Here is a 25,013-nt window from a genome sequence, read left to right as displayed (position 1 = left end):
CACCGGCGTCGGCACCGCGCTCCCCGTCTACATCGACCGCGCGCACGGCGCGATCCTGGTCGACGTCGACGGCAACAGCTTCATCGACCTCGGCGCCGGCATCGGCGTGACGACGATCGGGCACACCGACGACTCCGTCGTCGCGGCCGCCGCGGAGCAGCTCGCGCGCCTCACGCACACCCTCTTCACCGTCACTCCGTACGAGCCCTACATCCGCGTCGCGGAGCTGCTGGCCCAGCACACCCCCGGCGACTTCGCCAAGAAGACCGTCCTGGTCAACTCCGGCGCCGAGGCGGTCGAGAACGCCGTCAAGATCGCGCGCAAGCACACCGGGCGCCCCGGCGTCGCGGTGCTCGACCACGCGTACCACGGACGCACGAACCTCACGATGGCCATGAACTTCAAGGCGCTGCCCTACGGCCTGGGCTTCGGACCCTTCGCCAGCGACGTCCACCGCGCGCCGAGCTCGTACCCGTACCACGACGGCCTGTCGGGAGCCGAGGCCGCCCAGCGCGCGATCTCGTACCTCGAGAAGACCGTCGGCGCGTCCGCCCTGGCCTGCCTCGTCGCCGAGCCCATTCAGGGCGAGGGCGGCTTCATGGTCCCCGCCGACGGCTTCCTCCCGGCACTGCAGGAGTGGTGCACGGCCAACGGCATCGTCTTCGTCGCCGACGAGATCCAATCGGGCATGGCCCGCACCGGCGCCTGGTTCGCCAGCGAGCACCTCGGCCTCGTCCCCGACCTCGTCCTCTCGGCCAAGGGCATCGCCGGCGGCCTGCCGCTCGCGGGCGTGACGGGCCGCGCCGAGATCATGGACTCGGCGCAGGCCGGCGGACTGGGCGGCACCTTCGGCGGGAACCCCGTCGCCGCCGCCGCCGCCGTCGCGGTCTTCGAGCGCATCGAGCGCGAGGGCCTCCTCGCCGAGGCCGACCGGATCGGCGCACGCCTGGGCGCGGCGCTGCGAGGCCTGCAGGAGCGCTACGACATCATCGGCGACGTCCGCGGCATCGGCGCGATGATGGCGATGGAGCTCGTGCAGCCCGGCACCGCCGGCACCACGAAGGAGCCGAACGCCGTCGCGGTCCAGGCGATCATCGATTACGCCGCCCAGCACGGGGTCCTCGTGCTGAGCGCCGGCACCTACGGCAACGTGGTCCGCTTCCTGCCGAGCCTCGCCCTCACCGACGAGTTGCTCGACGACGCCGTGTCGGTCATCGCCGACGCGTTCGCCACCCTCTAGGCGCGATCCTCCGAAGGGCACCGCGGGCGCCGATGCGCTCCCCGGTGGCCTTCGGCGTCTCCGGGAGCGCGGGACCGGTCGGCGCATCGGGCAGGATGGGGGGATGCCAGCAGGAACCTTCACCGTCGCCGAGTCCGTCGAGCTGGCCGTCGTCGAGCGATCCGGGTTCGTCGAGTCGCGCCACGCCGGCTCCGCCGTCCTCCTCGACTCCGAGGGCCGCGTCGCCCGCAGCCTCGGCACCCCGACGGCTCCTGTCTTCCCCCGCTCCTGCCTCAAGCCGTTCCAGGCCCTCGCGGTGATGACCGCCGGAGTCGAGCTGAACGGCGCGGAGGCGGTCATCGCCACCGCGAGCCACGCCGGCATCCCCCAGCACGTGGCGCTGGTGCAGAACCTGCTCTTCCGCGCCGGCCTGGACCACACCGCCCTGCAGTGCCCGGCCGACTGGCCCGGCGACTCCGGGACCCGCGCTCAGCTGCTGCGGGCGGGCGCGACTCCCGACCCGCTCTACATGAACTGCTCGGGCAAGCACGCGGCGATGCTGCTGGCCTGCGTGCAGAACGGCTGGAGCACCGAGGACTACCTCGAGCGGACGCACCCGCTGCAGCAGCACATCGTCGACACGATCGAGCGCCTCACCGGCGAGCGCGTCGTGGCCTCGGGGATCGACGGCTGCGGAGCTCCCGTGCACGCCCTTCCTCTGACCGCGCTGGCGAAGGGCGTCTCGCGGATCGTGTCCTCCTCCCCTGCCTCACCGTTCGGCCTCTACCGCCAGGCCGGCGTCCTCACGGCCGCGATCCTCGAGAACGCGTGGGCGATCGACGGCCCGGGCCGGGACAACACCGTCGTGATCGAGCGCCTGGGCCTGGTCGCCAAGCTCGGCGCCGAGGGCGTGCTCGTGATGGCCTCGCCCGACGGCACCACCGTCGCCCTGAAGATCCTCGACGGGAGCCTGCGCGCCGCAACAGTGGTCGCGCTGAAGCTCCTGGTCGAGGCGGACGCGGTGGACCGGACCGCGGCGAACGACGTGCTGGTGCGGCTGAACCCGGTCGTGTCGGGCGGCGGGCGCCCGGTCGGCGCGATCCGTGCCTCCTACGTCTGACCGCACCTCCCGGCACGCCCAGAGCTACTGCTCGCGCGCGAGGCGCTTCGCCCGGGCCGCCGCGGAGACCTGCGTGATCACCACCACGAGGATCGCCAGGACGAACACCGCCGATGCGATGACGTTCGCCTCCGCCGGGATGCCGCGCGCCGCCGCGATGTAGATGTACTTCGGGAACGTGGTGACCGATCCGGAGTTGAAGTTCGTGATGATGAAGTCGTCGAAGCTCAGCGCGAAGGAGAGCAGCGCCGCGGCGAGGATGCCGGGCAGCAGCAGCGGGAAGGTGATCCGCCAGAAGACCTGGTTCGGCGACGCGTAGAGGTCGCGTCCCGCCTCCTCCAGCTTCGGGTCGAGGCTCGCCACCCGCGCCTTCACGGTGACCACGACGAAGCTGATGCAGAACATCGTGTGCGCCAGCACGATCGTGACCAGCCCCTTCTCGGCGCCCACGCTGAGGAACTGCGCGGCGAGGCCGGCTCCGAGCACCACCTCCGGAGTCGCCATGGGGAGGAACAGCAGCAGGCTGATCGCCGACCGGAACCGGAAGCGGAACCGCACGAGCGCGATGGCGATCATGGTGCCGAGCGCAGTGGCCAGCACGGTGGCGATCACACCGACCAGCAGGCTGTTCCCGAAGGCGGTCATCACCTCCTCGCTGGTCCAGGCCGACACCCACTTGTCGAGGGTGAACCCGCGCCAGGCGAGGTTGCTCTTCCCCGAGTCGTTGAAGGAGAAGACGAAGGTGTACCCGATCGGGATGAGCAGGAAGAGCAGCGCCAGCGCCGTGTAGACGCCGAGCCCGAGGCCCCGGAAGCGGCGGCGGCCCCGGATCGGGGCGGGGGGCGGCGCGCCGAGCGCCTCCTGGGCGCTCGCGAGCGGACGGTCGGCCGTCGCGGTCACAGGAGGTCCTCCGTTCCACTGCGCTTCACGTAGAAGCCGACGATGACCAGGATCACGGCCATCAGCACGATCGAGAGCGCGGCGGCCGCCGGGTAGTTCTCGAGCGTGAGGAAGTTCGCCTCGATCGCGTTGCCCACCATCGAGGTCTGGGACGAGCCGAGGAAGTCCCGGCTCGCGTTGATGTAGTCGCCCGCCGCGGGGATGAACGTCAGCAGCGTGCCCGAGACGATGCCCGGCATCGACAGGGGGACGGTCACGCTCCAGAACACGGAGGCGGGGTGCGCGTAGAGATCCGACCCGGCCTCCAGGAAGCGCACGTCGAGGCGCTCGAGCGTCGTGTACAGCGGCAGCGTCATGAACGGGATGAAGTTGTAGGTGATGCCGAAGATCACGGCGATCGGCGTCCCCGTGAGGTGGCCGTCGCTCGGCAGGACCGCCACGGCCTTGAGCGCCTGCACGAGCGGGCTCTCGTCCGCGAGGATCTGCTTCCACGCCAGCGTCCGGAGCAGGAAGCTGATGAAGAAGGGCGCGATCACCAGCGTGAGGAGCAGGTTCTGCAGCAGCGGCCAGGGCCGCGCCTTCACTCCGATGAAGTAGGCCAGCGGGTAGCTGATCACCAGCGCGAGCACCGTCGCGATCAGCGCGTAGCCGAAGGAGCGGAGCACGTGCGGCCAGTAGTCGCCCATCACCACGAGGTAGTTCTGCCAGGCGAACCCGGGGGCGTACTCGCCGATGTCCCCGTCCGGCACCTCGGCCTGGAAGGACGTGAGCACGAGCGAGATCAGCGGCGCCAGGAAGAACAGCAGCATGTAGGCGATGCCCGGCAGCAGCAGGACGAGCGCGATCGTCGACCGCCGGCGGACCGGAGCGTCCTGAGGATCCGCCTGCCCCGTGGCGAAGGCGGCGAAGGCCATGCCTACGCTCCCCCGCTGCGACCGGCCAGGAGCCCCCGGCGCTGCACGGCGATGGCGCTGGTGGAGTCGTCCGCCTCGAAGCGCGGGACCGAGCCCGGTTCGTCCGCGAGTCCGAAGCCGTGCTCGGTGCTGAAGCCGACCCACACCTCCGCTCCCTCGCCGACGACCGGCCCGAAGACCATGTTCTGCGCGAAGACGACCACCGGGCCCAGGCCCGGCATCCGGATCGTGTACTGGGTGCTGACCCCGCTGAAGGAGACGTCGACCACGCGGCCGGGCCCCAGCACGTTCCGGCCGGAGTCCGCCGGCGGCTCCTGCGTCAGCAGCAGGAGCTTCTCGGGGCGGACGCCGACGGTGATCTCCCCGCTCGTGCGAGCGCAGCGGGCGACGGGCACGACGATCCGGTGTCCGCCCGCGTCGACGGTGAGTGCGCGGTCGGTGCTGCCGACCACCTCACCCGTGAAGAGGTTGGACTGGCCGAGGAAGTTCGCGACGAACGCGGTGCGCGGGAGCTCGTAGAGCTCCTCCGGCGCGCCCATCTGCTCGATCCTGCCCTTGTTCATCACCGCGACGGTGTCGGCCATCGTCATGGCCTCCTCCTGATCGTGCGTGACGTGGAGGAAGGTGAGGCCCACCTCCTCCTGGATCGACTTGAGCTCCAGCTGCATCTGCCGGCGGAGCTTGAGGTCGAGGGCGCCGAGCGGCTCGTCGAGCAGGAGCAGGGCGGGCCGGTTGACGAGGGCGCGCGCGAGGGCGACCCGCTGCTGCTGACCACCGGAGAGCTGCGCGGGGCGGCGCTGGGCGAGGTGGTCGAGCTCGACCAGGCGGAGCGCCTCGTGCGCCTTGCCGACGGGGTCGGCGATCCTCCGCCGCTTCAGGCCGAAGGCGACGTTCTCGAGGATCGACATGTGCGGGAACAGCGCGTACGACTGGAACACGGTGTTGACGGGCCGCTGGTACGTCTTCGTCTCAGTGACGTCCCGCCCGCCGATGAGGATCCGGCCGGCGGAGGGCTCCTCGAGCCCGGCGACCAGGCGCAGCGTCGTCGTCTTGCCGCAGCCCGAGGGGCCCAGCAGGGCGAAGAAGGAGCCCGCCGGGATGGTGAGGTCCAGGGAGTCGATGGCCGTGAAGCCCGGGTACTGCTTGCTGATCCCGACCAGCTGGAGGTCGGCGCCGCTCTCGGCGAAGGTCCCGATCGCCATCAGATGCCCAGGAGCACCTTCTGGAACTCGGCCTGGTACTCCTTCTCCTCCGCGGCGGTCAGGGTCCGGAACACGTGCGCCTGCGCGAGCGTGTCCTCGTCGGGGAAGATCAGCTGGTTCTCGGCCAGCTCCGGATCGATGCTCTCCATGACGTCCTTCGCTCCATCCACGGGGGTGATGTAGTTGACCCAGGCGGCCACCTCGGCGGCGACCTCGGGCTCGTAGTAGTAGTTCATCAGGGCCTCGGCGTTGGCCTTGCGCTCGGAGCCCATCGGGACCACGAAGGTGTCGTTCCAGAGTGCGCCGCCCGAGTCGGGGAAGGCGAACTCCCACTTGTCGCCGGCCTCGGCGTTGATCAGGGTGATGTCGCCGGACCAGCAGATCGCCGCGAGGGTGTCCTCGTTCTGCAGGTCGTTGAGGTACGCGTTCCCCTTGATGTTGCGGATCTGTCCGGCGTCGACCTGCTCGCGGAAGACGTCGATCGCGTTCATGTACTCGTCGTCGCCCCAGGAGCCGGCGATGTCCGTCCCCTGAGCGAGCATGATGAGCCCGATCGTGTCGCGCATCTCGCTCAGCACGCCGACGCGGCCGCGGAGCGACGGATCCCACAGCTCCTCGATGCTCGAGAGGCCCTTCGGCAGCTTCTCCCTGTTCCAGCAGATGCCCGAGAACCCCGCCTGGTACGGGAGGGAGAGCCGGCGGCCCGGATCGAAGTCGGGGTTCGCCAGCGAGGGGGTGAGGTTGGCGATGTTCGGGATGTTCGCGTGGTCGAGCTCCTGCACGTAGCCGCGGCGGACCAGGCGCGAGACCATCCACTCCGTCAGGCAGACCGTGTCGGCGCCGATGTACTGCCCGAGCGCGAGCTGGTCCTTCACCTTGCCGTAGTAGGAGTTGTTGTCGTCGACGGCGACGTTGTAGGTCACCGCGATGCCCGTCTGCTCCTCGAAGCCCTGGAGCGTGGGGTAGTTCCCGTCGTCGTCCTCGTCCATGTAGGCGGGCCAGTTGTCCCACACCAGGCGCGGGTCGCCGGCCGATCCGTCGGCGGCGGCGGTCGGAGCGGCACGGGTCTGCGGGGCGCAGGCGGCCAGGGCGAGGGCACCCGCTCCGAGGCCGATCCCGCCGAGGACCGCCCGACGCGAGAGGACTGCCCGGCGCTCGCGCTCGTGCGAGCGTGCCGCGGCGACGGCCCGGCGGAGGACGGGATCCCTCGGGAGGGGACGGGTCATGGCGGGGGCTCCTGACTGCGTCGGGGCTCGTGCCTCGGGGGCCGAACGTGGGGAAATACTGGCACAGCGCTCATCCGCCTGTCACGGCGAACGGAGGAGAACGCTCATCCGGAAACATGATCGTCACGAATTCCGCACCCGGAGGCCGTGTCGACCGCCGATTCGGTCCCCGGAGGCCGTGCCGTCAGCGGGTGAGGGGCGGGCGTCCCGAGCCGCCGGCGGACCCGTCGACGCGCTCGACCGCCATCTCGACGGAGGAGAGCAGGATCCGGCTGCCGAGCTTCGCGCGGTAGCGGCGGCCGGCCTCGAGCGGGAGTGGCGCCTGGGTCGGCGCGACCAGCACGGACCCGTTGGCCGACCAGCGGTCCCTGACCCAGAGCCCGCCCTCGTCGAAGCCGAACTCGAGGTGGGTCTTGGAGAGGGATCGCGACGGATCCGGGATCGCGAGGATGTGCCGGAACGTCTCGTTGGGGTCCGGGAGCGGCTGGCGTCCGATCAGGCCGTTGCCGGTCACGATCGCGTGCTGCCCGGTCGCGAAGCTGAGGCGCACGAGCCCCTGCGAGGGCGGCGCCATCGGAGCGCCGGGGGCGGGACGCCGGTGCCGGCCGGGGGCCAGGCCCGGCAGCCAGGCACGGCGGGACGGATCGAGGACCGTCGTGTCGCCGGAGGACGAGGGGCGGGACGCACCCGTCGTGGCATGCGCCGCCACCGACGAACCGCACTCGCCGCAGAGGATCGCCCCGGGAGCGAGGTTGGAGCCACACGTGCTGCAGATCACCGAGAACGCCCTTCCGCTCACCATCGTACCCAGCGCCGGCGCGGGGAGTCCCGAGCCGGCCGAACCCGACGCGAACCGGCAGGCGCAGGACCGTCGTACGGCCGTTCGGCACGTGCGGGCGGTCCGGCGGCACCGCCACCGCGGCCGTCCCGTGCCGGAGCGCTGCTCGTCAGACCGGTGCGCCGGCCTCCACGTCGCCGGTGACCGCGAGGACGTCGACGACGATCACGGTGACGTTGTCGCGCCCGCCGTTGTCCAGCGCGGCGTCGACCAGGGCGTCGGCCGCCTCCTGAGCGGAGCCGGTGCCGCTGAGCAGGTGGCCGACGCCGGCATCGGTCAGCTCCTTCGTGAGTCCGTCCGAGCAGATCAGCAGACGCGATCCGGCGAGGACGGGCACAAGCCGGTAGTCGGGGACGGGCGCCTCGTGGAAGCCGACCGCGCGGGTGATCACGTTGCTGTGCGGATGCACGTCGGCCTCGTCGCGGGAGATCAGGCCCGCGTCGACCAGCTCCTGGACGATGGAGTGGTCCACGGTGAGCTGCACGAGGGTCCCGGCGACGCTCAGGTACACGCGCGAGTCGCCGATGTTGAAGACGGACCAGTAGGGCTCTCCCCCGACCACCGTGAGCGCGATCCCGGTGACCGTGGTCCCGGTGCCGACGTCGGCCGTGTGCGACTGCCGGGCGATGTCCCCGACCGCCTCCCGAAGCGCCCGGTCGATCTCCTCCGCTCCGACGGTCGCGCCGAGCGCCGCGGTGGACAGGCGCGACACGACCGCGTCGCTGGCGACCTCTCCTGCCGCGTGCCCGCCCATCCCGTCGGCGACAGCGAAGAGCGGGCTCTTGGCGAGGTAGCTGTCCTCGTTCGCGCTGCGCACGTGGCCGGTCTCGGTGCGCGCGGCCCAGCCGAGGGTGACTTCGGCCGAGGGTGCGTCGGAGCTCCAGGCGGAGACGGGGACGGTGACGGACGCGCGGCTGCGGCCGATCTGCGTCATCGCTGCTCCTCGCATCCCCGTGGCCCGCGGCCGTCCGGTCCGACGGCCCGTGACCGCCGGCGCCAGGGGTGCCCGGCCGCCTCCCGATGGTAGTCGCTGACGGCCCTCCGCCGAGCCGGCCGCCATCGCTGTCGCCCGATGTCCGTCGCGCAGACGGGTCGACGCTCCGACTACCGGATCCGATGCCGGATCGAGCTCCGACGTGCGGATCCACTTGCCCGGGCACCCGTGGACTGCCAGAATCGCCGCATGGCCCCGTCTCGCCCGCCCTCTCAGCGTCCTGTCCAGCTCGACGAGGTGTCGAAGGCGATCATCGAGCAGCTGCAGGCCGACGGTCGGCGCTCGTACGCCGAGATCGGCAAGGCCGTGGGCCTGAGCGAGGCGGCCGTCCGGCAGCGGGTGCAGAAGCTCACCGAGTCGGGCGTCATGCAGATCGTCGCGGTGACGGATCCGATGCAGCTCGGCTTCTATCGCCAGGCGATGATCGGTGTGCGCGTCACCGGCGACACCCGCGACGTCGCGGACCGGCTCGCCTCCATCCCCGCCGTCGACTACGTCGTGCTGACGGCCGGCTCCTTCGACATCCTCGCCGAGGTCGTGTGCGAGAACGACGACGATCTGATCGCCCTGCTCAACCAGGAGATCCGGTCGCTTCCCGGCGTGCTCTCGACCGAGACCTTCGTCTATCTGAAGCTGCACAAGCAGTTCTACAACTGGGGAACGCGGTAAAAGATGACCACCGAGACAGCATTCTCGACCTCCGGCCTCGAGTCGGGCGATCCCGTCCGCGGGACCGACGCGCCTGGGGGGACCGACGACGCCTCCCTGCAGAAGAAGGCGAAGGACCACCTCTGGATGCACTTCACCCGTCAGTCGACGATGGACTCGGGCGCGGGCGTGCCGATCATCACGCGCGGCGAGGGACACCACATCTGGGACAGCACCGGGCGCAAGTACTTCGACGGCCTGTCCGGCCTCTTCGTCGTCAATGCGGGACACGGGCGGCGCCGACTGGCGGAGGCCGCGGCGAAGCAGGCGTCCGAGCTCTCCTTCTTCCCGCTCTGGTCCTACGCGACCCCCTCGGCGATCGAGCTGGCCGACCGGCTCGCCGACCACGCGCCGGGCGACCTCAACCGGGTCTTCTTCTCGACCGGCGGCGGCGAGGCGGTGGAGACGGCGTTCAAGCTCGCCAAGCAGTACTGGAAGCTGCAGGGCAAGCCGGGCAAGCACAAGGTCGTCTCGCGCTCGGTCGCTTATCACGGCACTCCCCAGGGAGCGCTCGCGATCACGGGCATCCCCGGGATGAAGTCGATGTTCGAACCGCTGGTGCCGGGCGGCTTCCGCGTCCCCAACACCAACTTCTACCGGGCTCCCGAGCACGGCGACGACCTGGAGGCGTTCGGCCTGTGGGCGGCGAACCGCATCGAGGAGATGATCGAGTTCGAGGGGCCGGACACGGTTGCCGCCGTGTTCCTAGAACCCGTGCAGAACTCGGGCGGCTGCTTCCCGCCCCCTCCCGGGTACTTCCAGAGGGTCCGCGAGATCTGCGACAAGCACGACGTGCTGCTGGTGTCCGATGAGGTGATCTGCGCGTTCGGCCGTATCGGGCACATGTTCGCCTGTGACGAGTACGGCTACGTGCCGGACATGATCACCTGCGCGAAGGGGATGACCAGCGGCTACTCCCCCATCGGCGCGACGATCGTCAGCGATCGGATCTACGAGCCCTTCCGCCACGGTCAGGTCGTCTTCCCGCACGGCTACACCTTCGGCGGCCACCCCGTCTCGGCCGCGGTCGCGCTCGAGAACCTCGACATCTTCGAGGAGGAGGGCCTGAACGAGCGCGTGCGAGAGAACTCGCCCGCCTTCCGGTCCACGCTCGAGAAGCTGCTCGACCTGCCGATCGTCGGCGACGTCCGAGGCGACGGCTACTTCTTCGGCATCGAGCTGGTGAAGGACAAGGCGACGAAGGAGACGTTCGACGAGGACGAGTCGGAGCGGCTGCTGCGCGGATTCCTCTCGAAGGGGCTCTTCGACGCGGGGCTGTACTGCCGGGCGGACGACCGAGGCGATCCCGTCGTGCAGCTCGCACCGCCGCTCACCATCGGCCCGCGCGAGTTCGACGAGATCGAGCAGATCCTCCGGAGCGTTCTCACCGAGGCCTGGTCGCGGCTCTAGCGACCTCACGCGGCGCGCTCTCGCCGATCGGCGGCGAGTGCGGCCGCGACCCGGCGCGCACCTGCGTGGTGCGGATCGAGGGCGACGGCCTCGTCGGCGAGCCGTCCGGCCTCGTCGGCACGACCCTCACCGGCCAGGATCCGCGCGAGGAGGACGAGCACTCCGGCTCGCTCGCTCGCGGGAGCGACGACGGCGGCACGGCGGAGCAGCGGGGCGAGCGCTCCCGCCGCGCCGGGGTCACCGCTCCGCGCCGACCGCAGCACGCGGTCCGCACCGCGGCTGCGCTGCACGGCCACGACGAGCGCAGCCAGGCCCGCCGGCCGGACCTCGGGATCGGGACCGGTGAGAGCTCGCCGGACGAGGTCGTCGACGCAGTGCAACAGCACGTCGGGCAGTTCGGCCCGCGGGTGGCGGTCGAGGAGACGGTCGACCGCGGCGGCCACCGCTCGCGGGTCGTCCCGGTCGCCGGCCTCGAGCCCGTCGTCACGGCCGGACGACGGGAGCACGGCGACGCGGAGGGCGAGGCCTGGGAGCCGGCGCGCACGCTCCTCGAGGGCGGCGACGAGTCCCTCGCACGCCTCCGGACCCGCCTCGCCGGGATGCACCAGCGCGAGTGCTCGCCGCACCCGCCCGAACCGACCGAGCGCACCGAGGCAGGCCCGCGCGACCAGGGACGGATCCGCCCCCGACAGCTCGAAGCGGAGCGAGCCGCTCGGCGCGCCGGCCCGGAACGGGACGAGCACGAGGCTCGCCTCCGCCGCACCCCGCCGGGATCCGTGAGCGGCATGGAATAGTGCGGCGTCGTCGGGTGAGGCCGGGACACGCGAGGCGGGAGCGGGGTGGAGGAAGATCGCTGAGGAGGTCATGCTGCGATCCTGCCGACCACCGCACCCGCCGGGAGCGACGGTCCTCCGGGATCATCGGAAGGATCTCGAGATCGTCGCCTGTGGAGGAAGAGGTCCCATCGACACCGAATCGCCGGCGCACGGATGGCGCCCTCCGGCCCCCAGGAATCCCTCCACAGGGACCGATCGGCCGAGTTCTGCACCGGTGTCCGATTCCCGCCGGTCGGTGGGGAGTCCCGCGGATACTCTCGACGCATGAGAACGACTCCCCTTCACGTCCGACGGACGACGAGCCCCCTCGGCCGCATCGAGGTGGGCAGCGACGGCGATGCGATCGTCTCGCTCGCCATCGAGCAGGCCGGTCTGCTCCCGCACGAGCACCTCCCGGAGTCGGACCTCCCGGTGCTCCTGCGGGCCGTCGAGCAGCTGGACGAGTACTTCGACGGGACCCGCCGCTCTTTCGATCTGCCGGTCGCTCTGCGCGGCACGCCCTTCCAGCTCGAGATCTGGCAGCGGCTCCAGGCTCTGGGCTTCGGGGAGATCACCTCCTACGGCGCACTGGGCACGGCCGCCGGTCGCCCCCGGGCGGGCCGGCCGATCGGCGGAGCGGTCGGTGCGAACCCGGTGCCGATCATCGTGGGCTGCCACCGCGTCCTCGCGAGCGACGGACGGATCACCGGCTTCAGCGCGGGCGAGGGCGTCGCCACGAAAGCCTGGCTTCTCGATCACGAGGGGATCCCCCACCGATGAGCACGGCCGACGGACTCGTCGAGGGAGAGGACGGCCTGGTCCGCTGCGCCTGGAGCGGCGCGGATCCGGAGTACCGCCGCTACCACGACGAGGAATGGGGCACCCCGCTGCACGGAGATCGCCCGCTGTTCGAGAAGATCTCCCTCGAGGCGTTCCAGTCCGGCCTCTCCTGGATCACGATCCTCCGCAAGCGGCCGAGGTTCCGCGAGGTCTTCGACGGCTTCGATCCGGCCCGGGTCGCCCGGTACGACGACACCGATGTCGAGCGGCTGATGGAGGACAGCGGCATCATCCGGAACCGCGCGAAGATCATAGCCACGCGGGACAACGCCCGGGCCGTGCTCGCGCTCCTCGAGCAGAGAGGCGAGGGCGCGCTCGACGAGCTCGTGTGGTCCTTCCACGATCCGGACGTCGAGGACCGGGTGGTCCGAGCCGCCGACGTCCCTGCGACGACGCCCGGGTCGACGGCGCTCGCGCGAGCGCTGAAGGCCGCCGGGCTCCGCTTCGTCGGACCGACCACCGCGTACGCGCTGATGCAGTCGGCGGGAGTCGTCGACGACCACCTCACCGGCTGCTGGCGCCGACGCTGACGCCTACGACTCCGGCACGACGAGGTCGAGCTCTCCCGTGTGCCGGTTCTCGGCGAGCAGGAACCCGCGCCCGGCCGCCCACGCCGAGAGCTCGCCGAGCGACTCCGTCGCCACCCGGTCCTCCGCCAGCGCCCTGACGAAGCGCCCCTTGCCCTGCTTGTTGAAGTGGTTCAGCGACCGGAGGGCGCCGTCGGCCCCGCGCGAGCGGACGCGGACGAAGAACCGCCCCTCGCCCGCAGAAACCGGTCCGAGCGCCGCGTACGCCTCGCTCCGCAGATCGAGGACGAGCCCGTCGAGCGCGCTCAGCACCCGCCCGGCCTCCGCCGCCCACCAGCGCTTGAGCGGCCTCCCCGGCACACGGGAGTCGTGGGATAGACGGTATGCAGGGATCAGGTCGAGGGCGCGGATCGGCCCCCAGAGCGCGGACTGCACGATCGCCGTCCGAGCGAGCACCTCCCGTGCACCGGAATCGAGGCTGCGCGCGTCGAGCGCATCGAAGAGCACCCCGTCGAAGCGGTCGACCGCCGGTAGGCCTCCCGCGGTCGCGAGCGCCGCGTTGCGATCGATCTCGCCGAGCTGACGCGGACCGAGCTTCAGCGCCCGGGCAGAGAGCTCGCGGTCCCCGGCCAGCGCGATCAGCGCCTCCGCCAACTCGCGCCGCTTCGCGTGGAGCTCGGGGAAGGCGAGCGACTCGAGCACGAACGGCTCGTCGCCGCCGTCGCGCTTCGTCTCGGACGGTGGCAGCAGGACGTGCACAGGACTCCTTCGGAGAAGAGGGACGGGCGGCACGACGGAGGGGCCGGACGATCGCGATGATCGTCCGGCCCCTCCGTGCCGCGGTGAGCGGCGGTGTACTAGACCAGCGATGCCTGACGGGCGACCACGGTCACCACGTCGTTCTCGACGGACAGGAAGCCGTCGTCGGCCTGCGCGGTGAGACGTGTGCCGTCCAGGGCCGTGACGCGCACCTCGCCGGTGGCGAGGATCGCGAGCATCGGCTCGTGGCCGGCGAGGATGCCGATCTCGCCCTCGACCGTGCGAGCCGTGAGCTGCTTCGCCTCTCCGGACCACACCTCGGCGTTCGCGGACACGACGCTGACCTTCAGGGTCCCGGCCATGATCAGCCGTTCTCCTTCTGGATCTGGGTCCACTTCTCCTCGACGTCCGAGATCGAGCCGACGTTGAAGAACGCCTGCTCGGCCACGTGGTCGAACTCGCCCTTGGTGATCGCGTCGAACGACTCGATCGTGTCCTTCAGCGGGACGGTCGATCCCTCGACACCGGTGAACTTCTTCGCCATGTAGGTGTTCTGCGAGAGGAACTGCTGGATCCGGCGCGCACGCGACACCGTGATCTTGTCCTCCTCCGACAGCTCGTCGACACCGAGGATCGCGATGATCTCCTGCAGCTCCTTGTTCTTCTGCAGGATCTGCTTCACGTTCGTCGCCACGCGGTAGTGGTCGGCGCCCAGGTAGCGGGGGTCGAGGATGCGCGAGGTGGACGTGAGCGGGTCGACGGCCGGGTAGAGGCCCTTCGACGCGATCTCACGGGAGAGCTCGGTGGTCGCGTCGAGGTGGGCGAAGGTGGTCGCCGGCGCCGGGTCGGTGTAGTCGTCGGCGGGGACGTAGATCGCCTGCAGCGAGGTGATCGAGTGTCCGCGCGTCGAGGTGATGCGCTCCTGGAGCACACCCATCTCGTCGGCGAGGTTCGGCTGGTACCCCACCGCGGAGGGCATGCGGCCCAGGAGGGTCGACACCTCCGAGCCGGCCTGAGTGAAGCGGAAGATGTTGTCGATGAAGAGCAGCACGTCCTGCTTCTGCACATCGCGGAAGTACTCCGCCATGGTCAGTGCCGACAGGGCGACGCGCAGACGCGTTCCCGGCGGCTCGTCCATCTGGCCGAAGACGAGCGCGGTCTTGTCGAAGACGCCCGCCTCCTCCATCTCGGCGATGAGGTCGTTGCCCTCACGGGTGCGCTCGCCGACGCCGGCGAACACGGACACTCCACCGTGGTCCTGCGCGACGCGCTGGATCATCTCCTGGATGAGGACGGTCTTGCCGACGCCCGCGCCGCCGAACAGGCCGATCTTGCCGCCCTGCACGTACGGAGTGAGCAGGTCGATGACCTTGATGCCGGTCTCGAACAGCTCGGTCTTGGACTCGAGCTGGTCGAACTGCGGGGGCTTGCGGTGGATGGGCCAGCGCTCGGTGATCTCGAACGACTCGCCGTTGATCTTCCCGTCGGCGTCGGCGTTGAGCACCTCGCCGATCACGTTGAAGACCTTGCCCTTGGTCACGTCGCCGACCGGGACCGAGATCGGCAGGCCGGTGTCGTGGACCTCCTGGCCGCGAACGAGTCCGTCGGTGGGGTTCAGGGAGATGGCCCGGACGAGGTCGTCGCCCAGGTGCTGCGCGACCTCGAAGGTCAGCTTGCTCGAGACGCCCTCGACCTCGACGTGCGTGTAGAGCGCGTTGTAGACCTCGGGGATCGCGTCGTGGGGGAACTCGATGTCAACGACGGGGCCGGTGACGCGGGCGATGCGGCCGATGGCCCCGCCCGACGTCCCGGTCGCCGCCTCAGGTGCGGTCAGTGTCATTGCTACTTCCTTCTGTGGTCTCACCGCTCCCGGAGGGCGGAGTCGAAACTGTGTGGAGCGGAGCCCTCTTACTTGGAGGAGGACAGGGCGTCGGCGCCGCCGACGATCTCGGCGATCTGCTGCGTGATCTCGGTCTGGCGGGCGTTGTTGGCGAGACGCGTGTAGGTCTTGATCAGCGTGTCCGCGTTGTCGCTCGCCGACTTCATGGCCTTCTGGCGTGCCGCGTGCTCCGAGGCCGCCGACTGCAGCATCGCGTTGAAGATGCGGCTCTCGACGTACACGGGCAGGAGGCGGTCGAGGACCGTCTCGGGGTCGGGCTCGAACTCGTAGAGCGGGTACAGCTCGCTGTTCTGCTCCTCGGCGCCCTCGACGACCTCGAGCGGCAGCAGCCGGACGACGGTCGGCTGCTGGGTGACCATGCTGACGAAGCGGTTGTAGACGAGGTGGATCTCGTCCACGCCGCCCTCCTCGTCATCGAGGTTGTACGACTCGACGACCGCGTCCGCGATCTCCTTCGCCGTCTCGAACACGGGCTGGTCGGTGCCGCCCGTCCAGACGCGGACGCTGGCCCGCTTCCGGAACGAGAAGTACGCGTTCGCCTTGCGGCCGACCAGGTAGAAGACGACCTCCTTGCCCTCGCTGCGCAGCAGCGCGGCCAGCTCCTCGGCCTCCTTGAGCACGCTCGAGGAGAAGGCGCCGGCGAGGCCGCGGTCGGAGGTGAAGATCACGATCGCGGCCATGTCCAGCTTCTCGCGCTCGGTCGTGAGCGGGTGCTCCACGTTCGAGTAGGTCGCGACAGCGGACACGGCGCGCGTGATCGCGTTCGAGTACGGCGCCGCGGCAGCGACGCGGTTCTGCGCCTTCTGGATGCGCGAGGCCGAGATCAGCTCCATGGCCCGAGTGATCTTCTTGGTCGTCTGGGCCGAGCGGATCTTCGACCGGTAGACCCGGAGTTGCGCTCCCATGTGTCTCCTGTTGTCCTAAAAGTGGCGAATCGTCGGGGTGCCGCTGGTCAGCGACGGCCCTTGACGATCTTCTCCTGGCCGACCTCGTCGGCCGCGATGGCCTGGTGCTCCTCGCGCCCGACCGAGGCGAGCGGCTTGCCCTCACCGGTCTGGAACTCCAGCTTGAAGCCGTCGACGGCACGGTTGAGCTCGGCGACGGTGTCGTCGGAGAGCACGTTGGTGTCGCGGAGGGTGTTCAGCACCTGGGTGTTGCGGCCCAGGTAGTCCAGGAGCTCGCGCTCGAAGCGCAGCACGTCGGGGACCGGGACCTCGTCGAGCTTGCCGTTCGTTCCGGCCCAGATCGAGACGACCTGCTCCTCGACGGGGTACGGCGAGTACTGCGGCTGCTTGAGCAGCTCGGTCAGGCGGGCGCCGCGGGCGAGCTGACGGCGCGAGGCGGCGTCGAGGTCGGAGGCGAACATCGCGAAGGCCTCGAGCGAGCGGTACTGCGCCAGCTCGAGCTTCAGCGTGCCGGAGACCTTCTTGATCGACTTGACCTGCGCGTCGCCGCCGACCCGCGAGACCGAGATGCCCACGTCGACCGCGGGACGCTGGTTGGCGTTGAAGAGGTCGGACTGGAGGAAGATCTGGCCGTCGGTGATCGAGATCACGTTGGTCGGGATGTAGGCCGAGACGTCGTTCGCCTTGGTCTCGATGATCGGGAGACCGGTCATCGAGCCGGCGCCGAGCTCGTCGGACAGCTTCGCGCAGCGCTCCAGCAGACGGGAGTGCAGGTAGAAGACGTCACCCGGGTACGCCTCGCGTCCCGGCGGGCGGCGCAGGAGGAGCGACACGGCGCGGTAGGCCTCGGCCTGCTTCGACAGGTCGTCGAAGATGATCAGGACGTGCTTGCCGCCGTACATCCAGTGCTGGCCGATGGCCGAGCCGGTGTAGGGGGCGAGGTACTTGAAGCCGGCGGGGTCGGAGGCGGGGGACGCGACGATGGTCGTGTACTCCATCGCTCCGGCGTCCTCGAGCGCGCCCTTCACCGAGGCGATGGTCGAGCCCTTCTGGCCGATGGCGACGTAGATGCAGCGGACCTGCTTGTTCGTGTCGCCCGACTCCCAGTTGGCCTTCTGGTTGATGATCGTGTCGATCGCGATGGCCGTCTTGCCGGTCTGGCGGTCGCCGATGATGAGCTGGCGCTGGCCGCGTCCGACCGGGATCATCGCGTCGATGGCCTTGATGCCGGTCTGCAGCGGCTCGTGGACCGACTTGCGCGACATGACGCCGGGAGCCTGGAGCTCGAGGGCGCGGCGGCCCTCGGAGGCGATCTCGCCGAGTCCGTCGATCGGGTTGCCGAGCGGGTCGACGACGCGGCCGAGGTAGCCGTCGCCGACGGGGACCGAGAGGACCTCGCCGGTGCGGGTGACCTCCATGCCCTCCTCGATGCCGGAGAACTCGCCGAGGACGACGACGCCGATCTCGTTCTCGTCGAGGTTCTGGGCCAGGCCCAGGACGCCGTTGGAGAAGCGGATGAGCTCGTTGGCCATGACGCCGGGGAGGCCCTCGACGTGGGCGATGCCGTCGGCGGCGTCGATGACGTAGCCGACCTCGGTGGTGGAGGCCTTGCCCGGCTCGTACGACGAGACGAAGTCCTTCAGCGCGTCGCGGATCTCATCCGGGCTGATGGTGATATCTGCCATGGGAATTCCTATTCGTTGGGTCCGTGCGAGCCGAAGAGGTCGTCGGGGCCTGACCTGGATGGTGCGGGGGTCGAGGGCAGTGCCCTCTGAGGATACGTGCGCCCGTCAGGACGCGAGCTGGAGCTTCAGGTCGGAGAGCCGTGCGGAGACGGTTCCGTCGATGACCTCGTCGCCGACGTGCAGGCGCATCCCGCCCAGGAGGGAGGGATCGACCACGACGTTGACGGAGACCGGTCGGCTGTACTGGCGCGTCAGCGCCGAGCGGAGCCGGTCGAGCTGCTCGGGGGCGATCGGTGCGGCGACCGAGACCGTGGCGAGGATGAACCCGCCCTGGTCGGCGACCACGCCTGCTGCGAAGCGGACGAGCTCCGGGATGCGGCGACCGCGCGGGTGCGCGATCAGCTGCCGGAGGATCGCCAGCGTCTCGGCCGCGGCCTTGCCCTCGAGGAGGCGCTGCACGAGCGCGACCTTCGAGTCGGCGGCGGCGAGCTTGCTGCCGAGCGCGAGCTCGAGCTGGGCGTCGGAGGCGACGACCTCGCCGAAGGAGTGGAGCTCCTTCTCGAGGTTGACGCCCTCCGGAGCGGAGGACGCGATCGCGCGGACCCCGACCTCCTCGACCCCGGCGACCATGTCGCTCGGGCTCGACCAGCGGTGGCCGACGATCACGGTGAGCAGGCGCTTGGCCGGCTCGCCGAAGGGACCGAATACGCGGGCGACGAGAGCCTGCTTGCTGCTCGAGTCGGCGCTCGGGTCGGCGAGGGCCCCGCGCAGCTGCGCCTGGCCGTCGATGATCCGTGCGGCCTCGAAGAGCTGCTGGGCCGTGTCGAGGGACGCCTGACCGGCGAGGGCGGAGAGCTCCGCCTTCGCCGATGCGAGTGCCTGCCTGGACGCGCTGCCCATCAGTTGTTCGCCTTCTCCGAGGCCTCGAGGTCGGCGAGGAAGCGGTCCACGATCGCGGACGCCTTCGCGTCGTCGTTGAGGCTCTCGCCGATCACGCCGGAGGCGAGATCGATGGCGAGGGTTCCGACTTCGGAGCGGAGCGAGACCACGGCGGCCTGACGGTCCGCCTCGATCTGGGCGTGCGCGTTGTGGAGGATGCGCTCGGCCTCGACCTGCGCCTGCTCCTTCTTCGCCGCCACGATCGCGTTGCCGTCGGCGTTCGCCTTCTCACGGATCACTCCGGCCTCGGCGCGGGCCTCGGCCAGCTGGGCGGTGTACTTCTCGAGGGCGGCCTCGGCCTGTCGCTGGGCCTCGTCGGCCTTCGCGATGTTCCCCTCGATCGCGGCGGAGCGCGCGTCGAGCATCTTCTGCAGGCGCGGCAGGATCAGCCTCCAGAAGAAGAACAGCAGGATGAGGAAGATCACCCCCGACCAGAAGAAGTCGTAGAACTCCGGGATCAGAATGACCGCGGGGACGTCACCTTCTTCCGCAGCGATGTTCACAGCGGTGCTGAACACGACTACGCCGCGAAGATGAAGTAGGTGGCGAGGCCGATGAGCGCGAGCACCTCGGTGAACGCGATGCCGAGGAACATCGTGGTCTGGAGGCGGCCGGCCATCTCGGGCTGGCGCGCCATGGCCTCGACGGTCTTGCCCGCGACGATGCCGACACCGATGCCGGGGCCGATCGCTGCGAGGCCGTAACCGACCGTCGCGATGTTGCCGGTGAGTTCGGCGAGAACGGTGACTGAGTCCACGAGTGGGTCCTTTCAGTGGGGTGATCGTGAGAACGGGCGGGAGCCCGTGAGTAGTGGGGTCAGTGCTCCTCGGCGACGGCCAACTGGATGTAGACCGCAGCGAGGAGGGTGAAGATGTAGGCCTGCAGCACGGCGACGAGGAGCTCGAAGAGCGTGAACGCACCGCCGAAGGCGAAGGTCACGACGCCGAAGAGCTTGAAGCCCGGGTCGATCTGGGAGCTGAAGAGGAAGAACTGCGTGGCCGAGAAGCACAGCACCAGCAGGAGGTGGCCGACGATCATGTTCATCACGAGCCGCAGCGCGAGCGAGAGCGGACGGATGATGAACGTCTGCAGCAGCTCGATCGGCGTGAGGATGAAGTAGATCAGGAACGGCGCTCCGGGCGGGAACAGGGCGTTCTTGAAGAAGCCCATCCCCCGGTCCTTGATGCCCGCGTAGATGAACGTCACGTAGGCGACCAGGCCGAGGAAGAGCGGCATGCCCACCACGGAGGTCCCCGCGATGTTCAGGAACGGGACGATGCCGGTCAGGTTCATCGAGATGATCGCGAAGAAGATCGTCACGAGGATCGGGAGGAACCGGCGCGCGTCCTTCTCGCCGAGGATGTCCTTGGCGATGGTGACGCGGACGAAGTCGAACGCGAGCTCGACGACGTTCTGGAAGCGGCCGGGGACGAGGCGCAGCTTGCGCGTCCCGAGCCAGAAGAACAGCATCAGTGCGATGACCGCGATGAAGCGGACCAGCATGACGCGGTTGATCTCGAAAGGGGTTCCCTCGAAGAGGAAACCGGGCGGGAAGAACTCGGAGATCGACGGGGTGTGGAAGTCACTCTCACCGGTCGAGGACGAGACCAACAGGGTCACAGCGTTAGCAAACAGCGCTAGCTCCTGGAATTCGGGGCGTGGCACGTTGCAGCCGACCGAATCGAATCATTCGGACACAACGCTCTCGCGACGACGAAAGGTGGGGTTTTCCGCTCGGACGGCGATCGTGCTCGACGACCGCCATCAACGATGAGACGATCTGAGGACACGTTCGCCTGCGGGATTCGTCCCTACTGTAGCAACAGAACGGCCTGAGAGCCGAATCGTGGTCCTCTCAGGAACCGTTCGGCTCGTCCTCATCGAGCGATGTCGCTGACGTTCGGCATGCGCGAGCGCGAGACGACGAGGACGTCGATCACCAGGGACCCCAGGACGGCGACGATGATCGTGACGAACATCGCGGTGCTGTTCAGCCACGCCTGATCGCGCAGGACCAGGGCGGCGATCACGAACAGCACGAACTTGGCGAGCCACGTGCCGAGGACGACGGCGAAGAACCCGCCGATGTCGAGGCGGTTGGCGACGAGGATGCTCGCGGCGGTGAGGAGCACCATCACGCCGCCGACGATCGCGCCGAGGAGGGCTCCGATCGCGCCCTCTCCCCCGGCGGCGATCCCACCGACGACGGTGCCGAGAACGGCCAGGGCGAGCACGAAGAGGCCGCCCACGACCAGCGCGCGGCGCAGGACGGGTACGGACGCGGGCTGCGGACGGGGGGTGGCCGGGGAGGCTCCGGTCATGATGCTTCCTTCCGCGCCGTGGTCGGCGCTGTCGTGTCCCGGTCGATCGGGAGTCCGGCCGGCGGACGGAGCAGCTCCGTCGAGGACGCGCGGTCGAGGGGGTCGAGGACGGGTGAGGCCTCCGCGGACTGCGCCGCCGCCTCGAGCCGCTTGCGGCGGCTGAGCGGGGCGAGCGTGACGACGGTGCAGACCAGCAGACCGACTCCGAGGAAGACGAGCGGGACCCACAGCACGTCGACCACGAACATCAGCAGGCAGCTGACGGCGACGACGGCGGTCCACGCGTAGAAGATCAGCACGGCGTGCAGGTGGGAGTGCCCCATGTCGAGCAGGCGGTGGTGCAGGTGCTTCCGGTCGGCGCTGAACGGCGATTTGCCCGCGCGCAGGCGCCGGATCACGGCGAGGCCGAAGTCCATCAGCGGCACCACGAGGATCGCGAACGGCAGGATGATCGGGATGAACGCGGGCAGGAGCTCCTTCGCCGCGAGCTGGGCCGGGTCGATCTGGCCGGTGACCGCGATCGCGGAGGTGGCCATCAGCATCCCGATCAGCAGTGCGCCGCTGTCGCCCATGAACATCCGCGCCGGACGCCAGTTGATCGGGAGGAATCCGGCGCAGGCGCCGACCAGCAGGACCGCGATGAGCGAGGCCAGGTTGAAGTAGTCGGTGGGCGAGGTCTGCTGCACCAGCAGGTAGCTGTAGAGGAAGAAGACGCCGTTGGCGATCAGGGCGACGCCCGCCACGAGGCCGTCGAGGCCGTCGATGAAGTTGAGAGCGTTGGTGACCAGGACGATCGCGAGCACGGTGATGATCAGCGACATCCACGGCGAGCCGACGGTCAGGCCGCCGATCGGCAGGGAGACGATCTGCACGCCCTTCCAGGCGATCAGGCCGGCGGCGATCAGCTGACCGGCCAGCTTCGTGGTCCAGTCCAGGTCCCAGATGTCGTCGGCCACGCCGATGAGGACGATGAGCAGGCTCGCGCCGAGGATCGCGAGGATCGGCTCGGGATTGGCGAACACCAGCCGGAAGTAGGGCAGCTGAGAGGCGATGCCGAAGCCGACGAGGATCCCGAGGAACATCGCGATGCCGCCCAGGCGGGGGGTCGGCCGCGTGTGCATGTCCCTGACGCGGATCTTCGGGTAGAGCCGGTACTTCAGGCTCAGCTTCCAGATGACCCACGACAGCGCTCCGGTCACGAGCGCGACCGCGAGCGAGACGAGGGCGAAGGTGATCACCGGTTACTCACCCGGAGCGGAGTCGGTGCGGGCGGCGCCTGTGCCGGTGTCGGGCGTCGGCGCGTTCGTGCTCGACGAGCCCGTGTCCGGCGCATCGGCGGAATCGACGGGAGCGGAGTCGCCGGGCGCGGAGTCGTCCTGCAGGCGGGCGCCGGAGGCCCAGTCGGGGCGCGCTGTCGGGGTCCGCTCGAAGGCGTACGGGTCGCTGCCGGTCGCGGTCTCGGCGGGCTCCTGCTGGTCCCCGGCCTGCGCCGCGCCGACCGTGGAGGCGTCTGGCTCCGACGTCTCGGCGCGGGGCGCGTCCGGATCCGGCAGCAGGTCGCCGACGACCTCGCGGATCCGCTCGGCTGACACGACGCCCTGGCGCAGGATGCGCAGGGTGCCGCCCTCGAAGCTCAGCGCTGTCGCATCGACGATCGTCGAGGACTCGCTGGCGCCCGCGGGGCGGTCGCTGTAGCGCGATCCGGCGGCGCCGGCGTCGAGATAGACGTCGACGGAGTCGCCGAGCTGGTCGAACGCCTCCTGTGCGGTAGTGGCCGAGGGCTGCCCGGTGCGGTTGGCGGAGGAGACCGCCAGCGGACCGGTCTCGGCGAGGAGCTCGATCGTCACCGGGTTGTCCGGCATGCGCAGCGCCACGGTCCCGCGCGTCTCGCCCAGGTCCCAGACCAGCGAGGGCTGGGCGTGCAGGACGATGGTGAGCCCGCCGGGCCAGAACTCGCGCGCGAGGTCGCGCACCGCCTCTGGCACGTTCTCGGCGAGGGCGTCGAGGGCGGCCACGTCCCCGATCAGGACGGGCGGCGGCGACTGCCTCGTCCGTCCCTTCGCGTCGAGCAGGCGCTGGACCGCGGCGGCGTCGAACGCGTTGGCCGCGACGCCGTAGACGGTGTCGGTGGGGATCACCACGAGCTCGCCGCGGCCGATGGCCGTCCGCGCGAGACGGGTGCCGGTCAGGAGGTCCGTGTCGACGGAGCAGTCGTAGATGCGTGCCATAACGGGTCGATGATACCGGCGCGGTCCGTGTCCGGACCGGCTGCGGCGCGGCGGTCGCGTCAGCGCCGCCCGAGGCCGGGGCTCCGCGGCCGTCGCAGCGGCGCCCGACCCGTGCCGGCTGAGGCCGCCGGAGCGCTTCCATGAGGCACTCGGCCTGGCGCGGCGGGCGCCTCCGCCGACAGGACGCCCACGAGCGCCACGGAGACCGCGAGCGTCGCGAGCGAGTGCTGATCGCCGAACCAGGTGGTGTTGTCGGCCATCCCGTGCAGGAACGTCCAGAGGACGGCGACGGCGAGCGCACCGACGGCGACGGCCTCGTTCCGGGCGACCCGGAGGAGCAGGCGCACGACGGCGACGGTGGCGAGGAGGAGGAACGCGAGGACGGGGAGCGCGATCAGGAGCCCGCCGTTGGTCCACGCGGTGACGAGGAGGTTGTGAGGCGGGCGCGGCTCGCTGTGCTGGGTGAACTGCGACCCGCGCGCCAGCCACAGCTCCTGCCATCCGCCGTACCCCAGCCCCAGCAGCCAGTTGTCGGGGAACGCACTCGCAGCCAGGCGCAGGAAGTCGCCGCGGGCCCCGAGCGTGAGCAGGCCCGCCTCCGCCAGCTGCGGAAAGGACACGGCGACGGCGTACACGGCCGTGATCCCGGAGGGGATGGTGATCATCCAGGCGACGGGACCGAGGCTGCGTCCCTTGAGTCCGCGGATCGCGGCGACCACCAGGGGCAGGACGATCGCGAGGACGATCGCGGTCTTGGACAGCGTGAAGAGGGCGCCGACCAGCCCGGCGACGGCGACGAGCAGGAGGAGCCTCCCCCGCTGCCGTCTCCAGACGGCGAAGGCCAGCGCGCCGGCCGTGGCCATGTACATCGAGGCGATGTTGCCGTTGAGGAAGAACCCTCCCGACTTCTCCTGCAGGACGTTGTTGAAGGACGTCGTGAAGATGTCCCGCACGTAGATGTCGGAGAACAGCACCGCGTCCGGCCACCGGAGGTAGGCGGTCTCCTGCACGGGATCGAGCTGGAAGAGGATCGTGAGCGTCACCTGGAGGAGGAACACGGGCGCCGCCCAGCCGAGGGCGCGGCCGACGACACGCCAGGCGCCGTCGCCGAGCCCGCGGACGGCCAGGTACGGAGTGAGGAAGGAGACGACGGAGACCACGTCGCGCAGCGCGGCCGCGCGTGCTCCGGAGTAGGTGAGCGCGAAGAGGGTGCCGGCGATCACGAGGAGGACCACGACCACGAACCGGTCGATCCGCCCGCCGCGCAGCCGGGCGACGGAGTACGGGAGGAAGAGCAGGCTCCAGGCGACCGGAGCGGTGACGGGGCCCAGGGTGTAGAGCTGCACGACGCTCAGCGCCAGGAGCACTGCGAGGAAGACGAGGACGATCCGCTCGTGCCGCCGCTGAGCGGGATCCGCCGGCGCGCGCGACGGCAGCCCGCGGGTCTTCGGAGCGTCGGTGACGCGGGTCGCGGCGATGACGGAGGGATGAGAGGCGGTCGGGCGGCGGAGGAGGGCGTCGTCGGCGTGGCGGCCCATGTCAGAGCCGTTCCGCGGAGGTGCC

Annotated in this window: 26 protein-coding genes; 7 read left to right on the top strand and 19 right to left on the bottom strand. The window is 70.2% G+C overall.

Annotation, left to right across the window (positions count from 1 at the left end; all coding sequences use genetic code 11):
* Both gabT and C5C27_RS01345 read left to right on the top strand, forming a co-directional pair.
* Window positions 1–1,240, top strand: a 1,240-nt coding sequence (gene gabT / locus C5C27_RS01350; protein ID WP_104313289.1) for a 4-aminobutyrate--2-oxoglutarate transaminase, incomplete at its 5' end; no start/stop codon positions are given.
* Between the two features lie 103 nt (window positions 1,241–1,343).
* Window positions 1,344–2,339, top strand: coding sequence for an asparaginase (locus C5C27_RS01345; protein ID WP_104223039.1), 996 nt, complete (start codon window positions 1,344–1,346; stop codon window positions 2,337–2,339).
* A gap of 24 nt (window positions 2,340–2,363) precedes the next feature.
* On the opposite strand, the gene C5C27_RS01340 is transcribed toward C5C27_RS01345, so the two are convergent.
* The 6 genes from C5C27_RS01340 to C5C27_RS01315 all read right to left on the bottom strand — a co-directional run bounded on the left by C5C27_RS01340 (window position 2,364) and on the right by C5C27_RS01315 (window position 8,353).
* On the bottom strand, window positions 2,364–3,170 hold the full coding sequence (locus C5C27_RS01340) for an ABC transporter permease (protein WP_181027101.1): 807 nt from the start codon (window positions 3,168–3,170) through the stop codon (window positions 2,364–2,366).
* A 65-nt stretch (window positions 3,171–3,235) separates the two neighbouring features.
* On the bottom strand, window positions 3,236–4,153 hold the full coding sequence (locus C5C27_RS01335; RefSeq protein WP_104223037.1) for an ABC transporter permease: 918 nt from the start codon (window positions 4,151–4,153) through the stop codon (window positions 3,236–3,238).
* Window positions 4,154–4,155: 2 nt separating this feature from the next.
* Window positions 4,156–5,355 (bottom strand): ABC transporter ATP-binding protein, encoded by a 1,200-nt coding sequence (locus C5C27_RS01330; protein WP_104223036.1) that lies wholly within the window; start codon window positions 5,353–5,355, stop codon window positions 4,156–4,158.
* Entirely contained in the window at window positions 5,355–6,581 is a 1,227-nt protein-coding gene (locus tag C5C27_RS01325) for a PotD/PotF family extracellular solute-binding protein (RefSeq protein WP_104313287.1), read from the bottom strand. Before C5C27_RS01325 ends, C5C27_RS01330 begins: the two co-directional genes overlap by 1 nt.
* Window positions 6,582–6,765: 184 nt before the next feature.
* Window positions 6,766–7,290 (bottom strand): hypothetical protein, encoded by a 525-nt coding sequence (locus C5C27_RS01320; protein ID WP_104223034.1) that lies wholly within the window; start codon window positions 7,288–7,290, stop codon window positions 6,766–6,768.
* Window positions 7,291–7,528: 238 nt separating this feature from the next.
* Window positions 7,529–8,353, bottom strand: a complete 825-nt coding sequence (locus C5C27_RS01315; RefSeq protein WP_104313285.1) for a PP2C family serine/threonine-protein phosphatase — start codon at window positions 8,351–8,353, stop codon at window positions 7,529–7,531.
* A 249-nt stretch (window positions 8,354–8,602) separates the two neighbouring features.
* On the opposite strand from C5C27_RS01315, the gene C5C27_RS01310 reads away from it, so the two are divergent.
* The 5 genes from C5C27_RS01310 to C5C27_RS01290 all read left to right on the top strand — a co-directional run bounded on the left by C5C27_RS01310 (window position 8,603) and on the right by C5C27_RS01290 (window position 12,716).
* On the top strand, window positions 8,603–9,082 hold the full coding sequence (locus C5C27_RS01310; protein WP_104223032.1) for an Lrp/AsnC family transcriptional regulator: 480 nt from the start codon (window positions 8,603–8,605) through the stop codon (window positions 9,080–9,082).
* A 3-nt stretch (window positions 9,083–9,085) separates the two neighbouring features.
* Window positions 9,086–10,531: an aspartate aminotransferase family protein gene (locus tag C5C27_RS01305; RefSeq protein WP_104313284.1), complete on the top strand. Its 1,446-nt coding sequence runs from the start codon at window positions 9,086–9,088 to the stop codon at window positions 10,529–10,531.
* Between the two features lie 65 nt (window positions 10,532–10,596).
* Complete coding sequence (locus C5C27_RS01300) at window positions 10,597–11,325, top strand: hypothetical protein (protein ID WP_104313282.1); 729 nt, start codon at window positions 10,597–10,599, stop codon at window positions 11,323–11,325.
* 306 nt (window positions 11,326–11,631) lie between these two features.
* Entirely contained in the window at window positions 11,632–12,126 is a 495-nt protein-coding gene (locus tag C5C27_RS01295; RefSeq protein WP_104223029.1) for a methylated-DNA--[protein]-cysteine S-methyltransferase, read from the top strand.
* Window positions 12,123–12,716: a DNA-3-methyladenine glycosylase I gene (locus tag C5C27_RS01290; protein ID WP_104313280.1), complete on the top strand. Its 594-nt coding sequence runs from the start codon at window positions 12,123–12,125 to the stop codon at window positions 12,714–12,716. Before C5C27_RS01295 ends, C5C27_RS01290 begins: the two co-directional genes overlap by 4 nt.
* Before the next feature lie 3 nt (window positions 12,717–12,719).
* Here C5C27_RS01290 and C5C27_RS01285 read toward each other — a convergent pair whose 3' ends face one another.
* The 13 genes from C5C27_RS01285 to C5C27_RS01225 form a co-directional block, all read right to left on the bottom strand.
* A complete protein-coding gene (locus C5C27_RS01285; RefSeq protein ID WP_104313278.1) occupies window positions 12,720–13,472 on the bottom strand; it encodes a YaaA family protein in 753 nt (250 codons plus the stop codon).
* A 98-nt stretch (window positions 13,473–13,570) separates the two neighbouring features.
* Window positions 13,571–13,834: a F0F1 ATP synthase subunit epsilon gene (locus C5C27_RS01280; protein WP_104223026.1), complete on the bottom strand. Its 264-nt coding sequence runs from the start codon at window positions 13,832–13,834 to the stop codon at window positions 13,571–13,573.
* A 2-nt stretch (window positions 13,835–13,836) separates the two neighbouring features.
* Window positions 13,837–15,312 (bottom strand): F0F1 ATP synthase subunit beta, encoded by a 1,476-nt coding sequence (atpD, locus tag C5C27_RS01275; RefSeq protein WP_104223025.1) that lies wholly within the window; start codon window positions 15,310–15,312, stop codon window positions 13,837–13,839.
* Window positions 15,313–15,380: 68 nt separating this feature from the next.
* Window positions 15,381–16,277, bottom strand: a complete 897-nt coding sequence (locus C5C27_RS01270) for a F0F1 ATP synthase subunit gamma (RefSeq protein ID WP_104313276.1) — start codon at window positions 16,275–16,277, stop codon at window positions 15,381–15,383.
* Window positions 16,278–16,324: 47 nt separating this feature from the next.
* A complete protein-coding gene (gene atpA, locus C5C27_RS01265; protein WP_104223023.1) occupies window positions 16,325–17,962 on the bottom strand; it encodes a F0F1 ATP synthase subunit alpha in 1,638 nt (545 codons plus the stop codon).
* Between the two features lie 105 nt (window positions 17,963–18,067).
* Complete coding sequence (locus C5C27_RS01260; RefSeq protein ID WP_104237588.1) at window positions 18,068–18,862, bottom strand: F0F1 ATP synthase subunit delta; 795 nt, start codon at window positions 18,860–18,862, stop codon at window positions 18,068–18,070.
* Window positions 18,862–19,419, bottom strand: coding sequence for a F0F1 ATP synthase subunit B (locus tag C5C27_RS01255; RefSeq protein ID WP_258066467.1), 558 nt, complete (start codon window positions 19,417–19,419; stop codon window positions 18,862–18,864). The genes C5C27_RS01260 and C5C27_RS01255 overlap by 1 nt, the downstream gene beginning before the upstream one ends.
* A gap of 2 nt (window positions 19,420–19,421) precedes the next feature.
* Window positions 19,422–19,658 carry an ATP synthase F0 subunit C gene (locus C5C27_RS01250; RefSeq protein ID WP_055794702.1) on the bottom strand — a complete coding sequence of 79 codons (237 nt, stop codon included), beginning with the start codon at window positions 19,656–19,658 and terminating at the stop codon, window positions 19,422–19,424.
* Between the two features lie 59 nt (window positions 19,659–19,717).
* A complete protein-coding gene (gene atpB / locus C5C27_RS01245) occupies window positions 19,718–20,521 on the bottom strand; it encodes a F0F1 ATP synthase subunit A (protein WP_068254016.1) in 804 nt (267 codons plus the stop codon).
* Between the two features lie 257 nt (window positions 20,522–20,778).
* Window positions 20,779–21,222 carry a hypothetical protein gene (locus C5C27_RS01240; protein ID WP_104313274.1) on the bottom strand — a complete coding sequence of 148 codons (444 nt, stop codon included), beginning with the start codon at window positions 21,220–21,222 and terminating at the stop codon, window positions 20,779–20,781.
* Window positions 21,219–22,460: an MraY family glycosyltransferase gene (locus C5C27_RS01235; protein ID WP_181065442.1), complete on the bottom strand. Its 1,242-nt coding sequence runs from the start codon at window positions 22,458–22,460 to the stop codon at window positions 21,219–21,221. Before C5C27_RS01235 ends, C5C27_RS01240 begins: the two co-directional genes overlap by 4 nt.
* A gap of 3 nt (window positions 22,461–22,463) precedes the next feature.
* Window positions 22,464–23,450 carry an L-threonylcarbamoyladenylate synthase gene (locus tag C5C27_RS01230; protein ID WP_104237587.1) on the bottom strand — a complete coding sequence of 329 codons (987 nt, stop codon included), beginning with the start codon at window positions 23,448–23,450 and terminating at the stop codon, window positions 22,464–22,466.
* Between the two features lie 59 nt (window positions 23,451–23,509).
* The gene (locus tag C5C27_RS01225; RefSeq protein WP_104313272.1) at window positions 23,510–24,988 is read right to left on the bottom strand and encodes an O-antigen ligase; all 1,479 of its coding nucleotides are present in this window, start codon (window positions 24,986–24,988) and stop codon (window positions 23,510–23,512) included.
* Between the last annotated feature and the right edge of the window lie 25 nt (window positions 24,989–25,013).

Source organism: Rathayibacter sp. AY2B7 (assembly GCF_002931635.1).
GTDB lineage: Bacteria > Actinomycetota > Actinomycetes > Actinomycetales > Microbacteriaceae > Rathayibacter.
This window is presented reverse-complemented; position numbering and strand designations above follow the sequence as displayed.

What these genes read in the sequence shown, in the direction of transcription:
- C5C27_RS01315 (WP_104313285.1), bottom strand. Translation starts at nt 8,353, where the DNA reads ATGACGCAGATCGGCCGCAGCCGCGCGTCCGTCACCGTCCCCGTCTCC.
- C5C27_RS01280 (WP_104223026.1), bottom strand. Translation starts at nt 13,834, where the DNA reads ATGGCCGGGACCCTGAAGGTCAGCGTCGTGTCCGCGAACGCCGAGGTG.
- C5C27_RS01290 (WP_104313280.1), top strand. Translation starts at nt 12,123, where the DNA reads ATGAGCACGGCCGACGGACTCGTCGAGGGAGAGGACGGCCTGGTCCGC.
- C5C27_RS01310 (WP_104223032.1), top strand. Translation starts at nt 8,603, where the DNA reads ATGGCCCCGTCTCGCCCGCCCTCTCAGCGTCCTGTCCAGCTCGACGAG.
- C5C27_RS01305 (WP_104313284.1), top strand. Translation starts at nt 9,086, where the DNA reads ATGACCACCGAGACAGCATTCTCGACCTCCGGCCTCGAGTCGGGCGAT.
- C5C27_RS01325 (WP_104313287.1), bottom strand. Translation starts at nt 6,581, where the DNA reads ATGACCCGTCCCCTCCCGAGGGATCCCGTCCTCCGCCGGGCCGTCGCC.
- C5C27_RS01295 (WP_104223029.1), top strand. Translation starts at nt 11,632, where the DNA reads ATGAGAACGACTCCCCTTCACGTCCGACGGACGACGAGCCCCCTCGGC.
- atpD (WP_104223025.1), bottom strand. Translation starts at nt 15,312, where the DNA reads ATGACACTGACCGCACCTGAGGCGGCGACCGGGACGTCGGGCGGGGCC.
- C5C27_RS01260 (WP_104237588.1), bottom strand. Translation starts at nt 18,862, where the DNA reads ATGGGCAGCGCGTCCAGGCAGGCACTCGCATCGGCGAAGGCGGAGCTC.
- C5C27_RS01330 (WP_104223036.1), bottom strand. Translation starts at nt 5,355, where the DNA reads ATGGCGATCGGGACCTTCGCCGAGAGCGGCGCCGACCTCCAGCTGGTC.
- C5C27_RS01225 (WP_104313272.1), bottom strand. Translation starts at nt 24,988, where the DNA reads ATGGGCCGCCACGCCGACGACGCCCTCCTCCGCCGCCCGACCGCCTCT.
- C5C27_RS01335 (WP_104223037.1), bottom strand. Translation starts at nt 4,153, where the DNA reads ATGGCCTTCGCCGCCTTCGCCACGGGGCAGGCGGATCCTCAGGACGCT.
- C5C27_RS01230 (WP_104237587.1), bottom strand. Translation starts at nt 23,450, where the DNA reads ATGGCACGCATCTACGACTGCTCCGTCGACACGGACCTCCTGACCGGC.
- C5C27_RS01345 (WP_104223039.1), top strand. Translation starts at nt 1,344, where the DNA reads ATGCCAGCAGGAACCTTCACCGTCGCCGAGTCCGTCGAGCTGGCCGTC.
- C5C27_RS01270 (WP_104313276.1), bottom strand. Translation starts at nt 16,277, where the DNA reads ATGGGAGCGCAACTCCGGGTCTACCGGTCGAAGATCCGCTCGGCCCAG.
- atpA (WP_104223023.1), bottom strand. Translation starts at nt 17,962, where the DNA reads ATGGCAGATATCACCATCAGCCCGGATGAGATCCGCGACGCGCTGAAG.
- C5C27_RS01240 (WP_104313274.1), bottom strand. Translation starts at nt 21,222, where the DNA reads ATGACCGGAGCCTCCCCGGCCACCCCCCGTCCGCAGCCCGCGTCCGTA.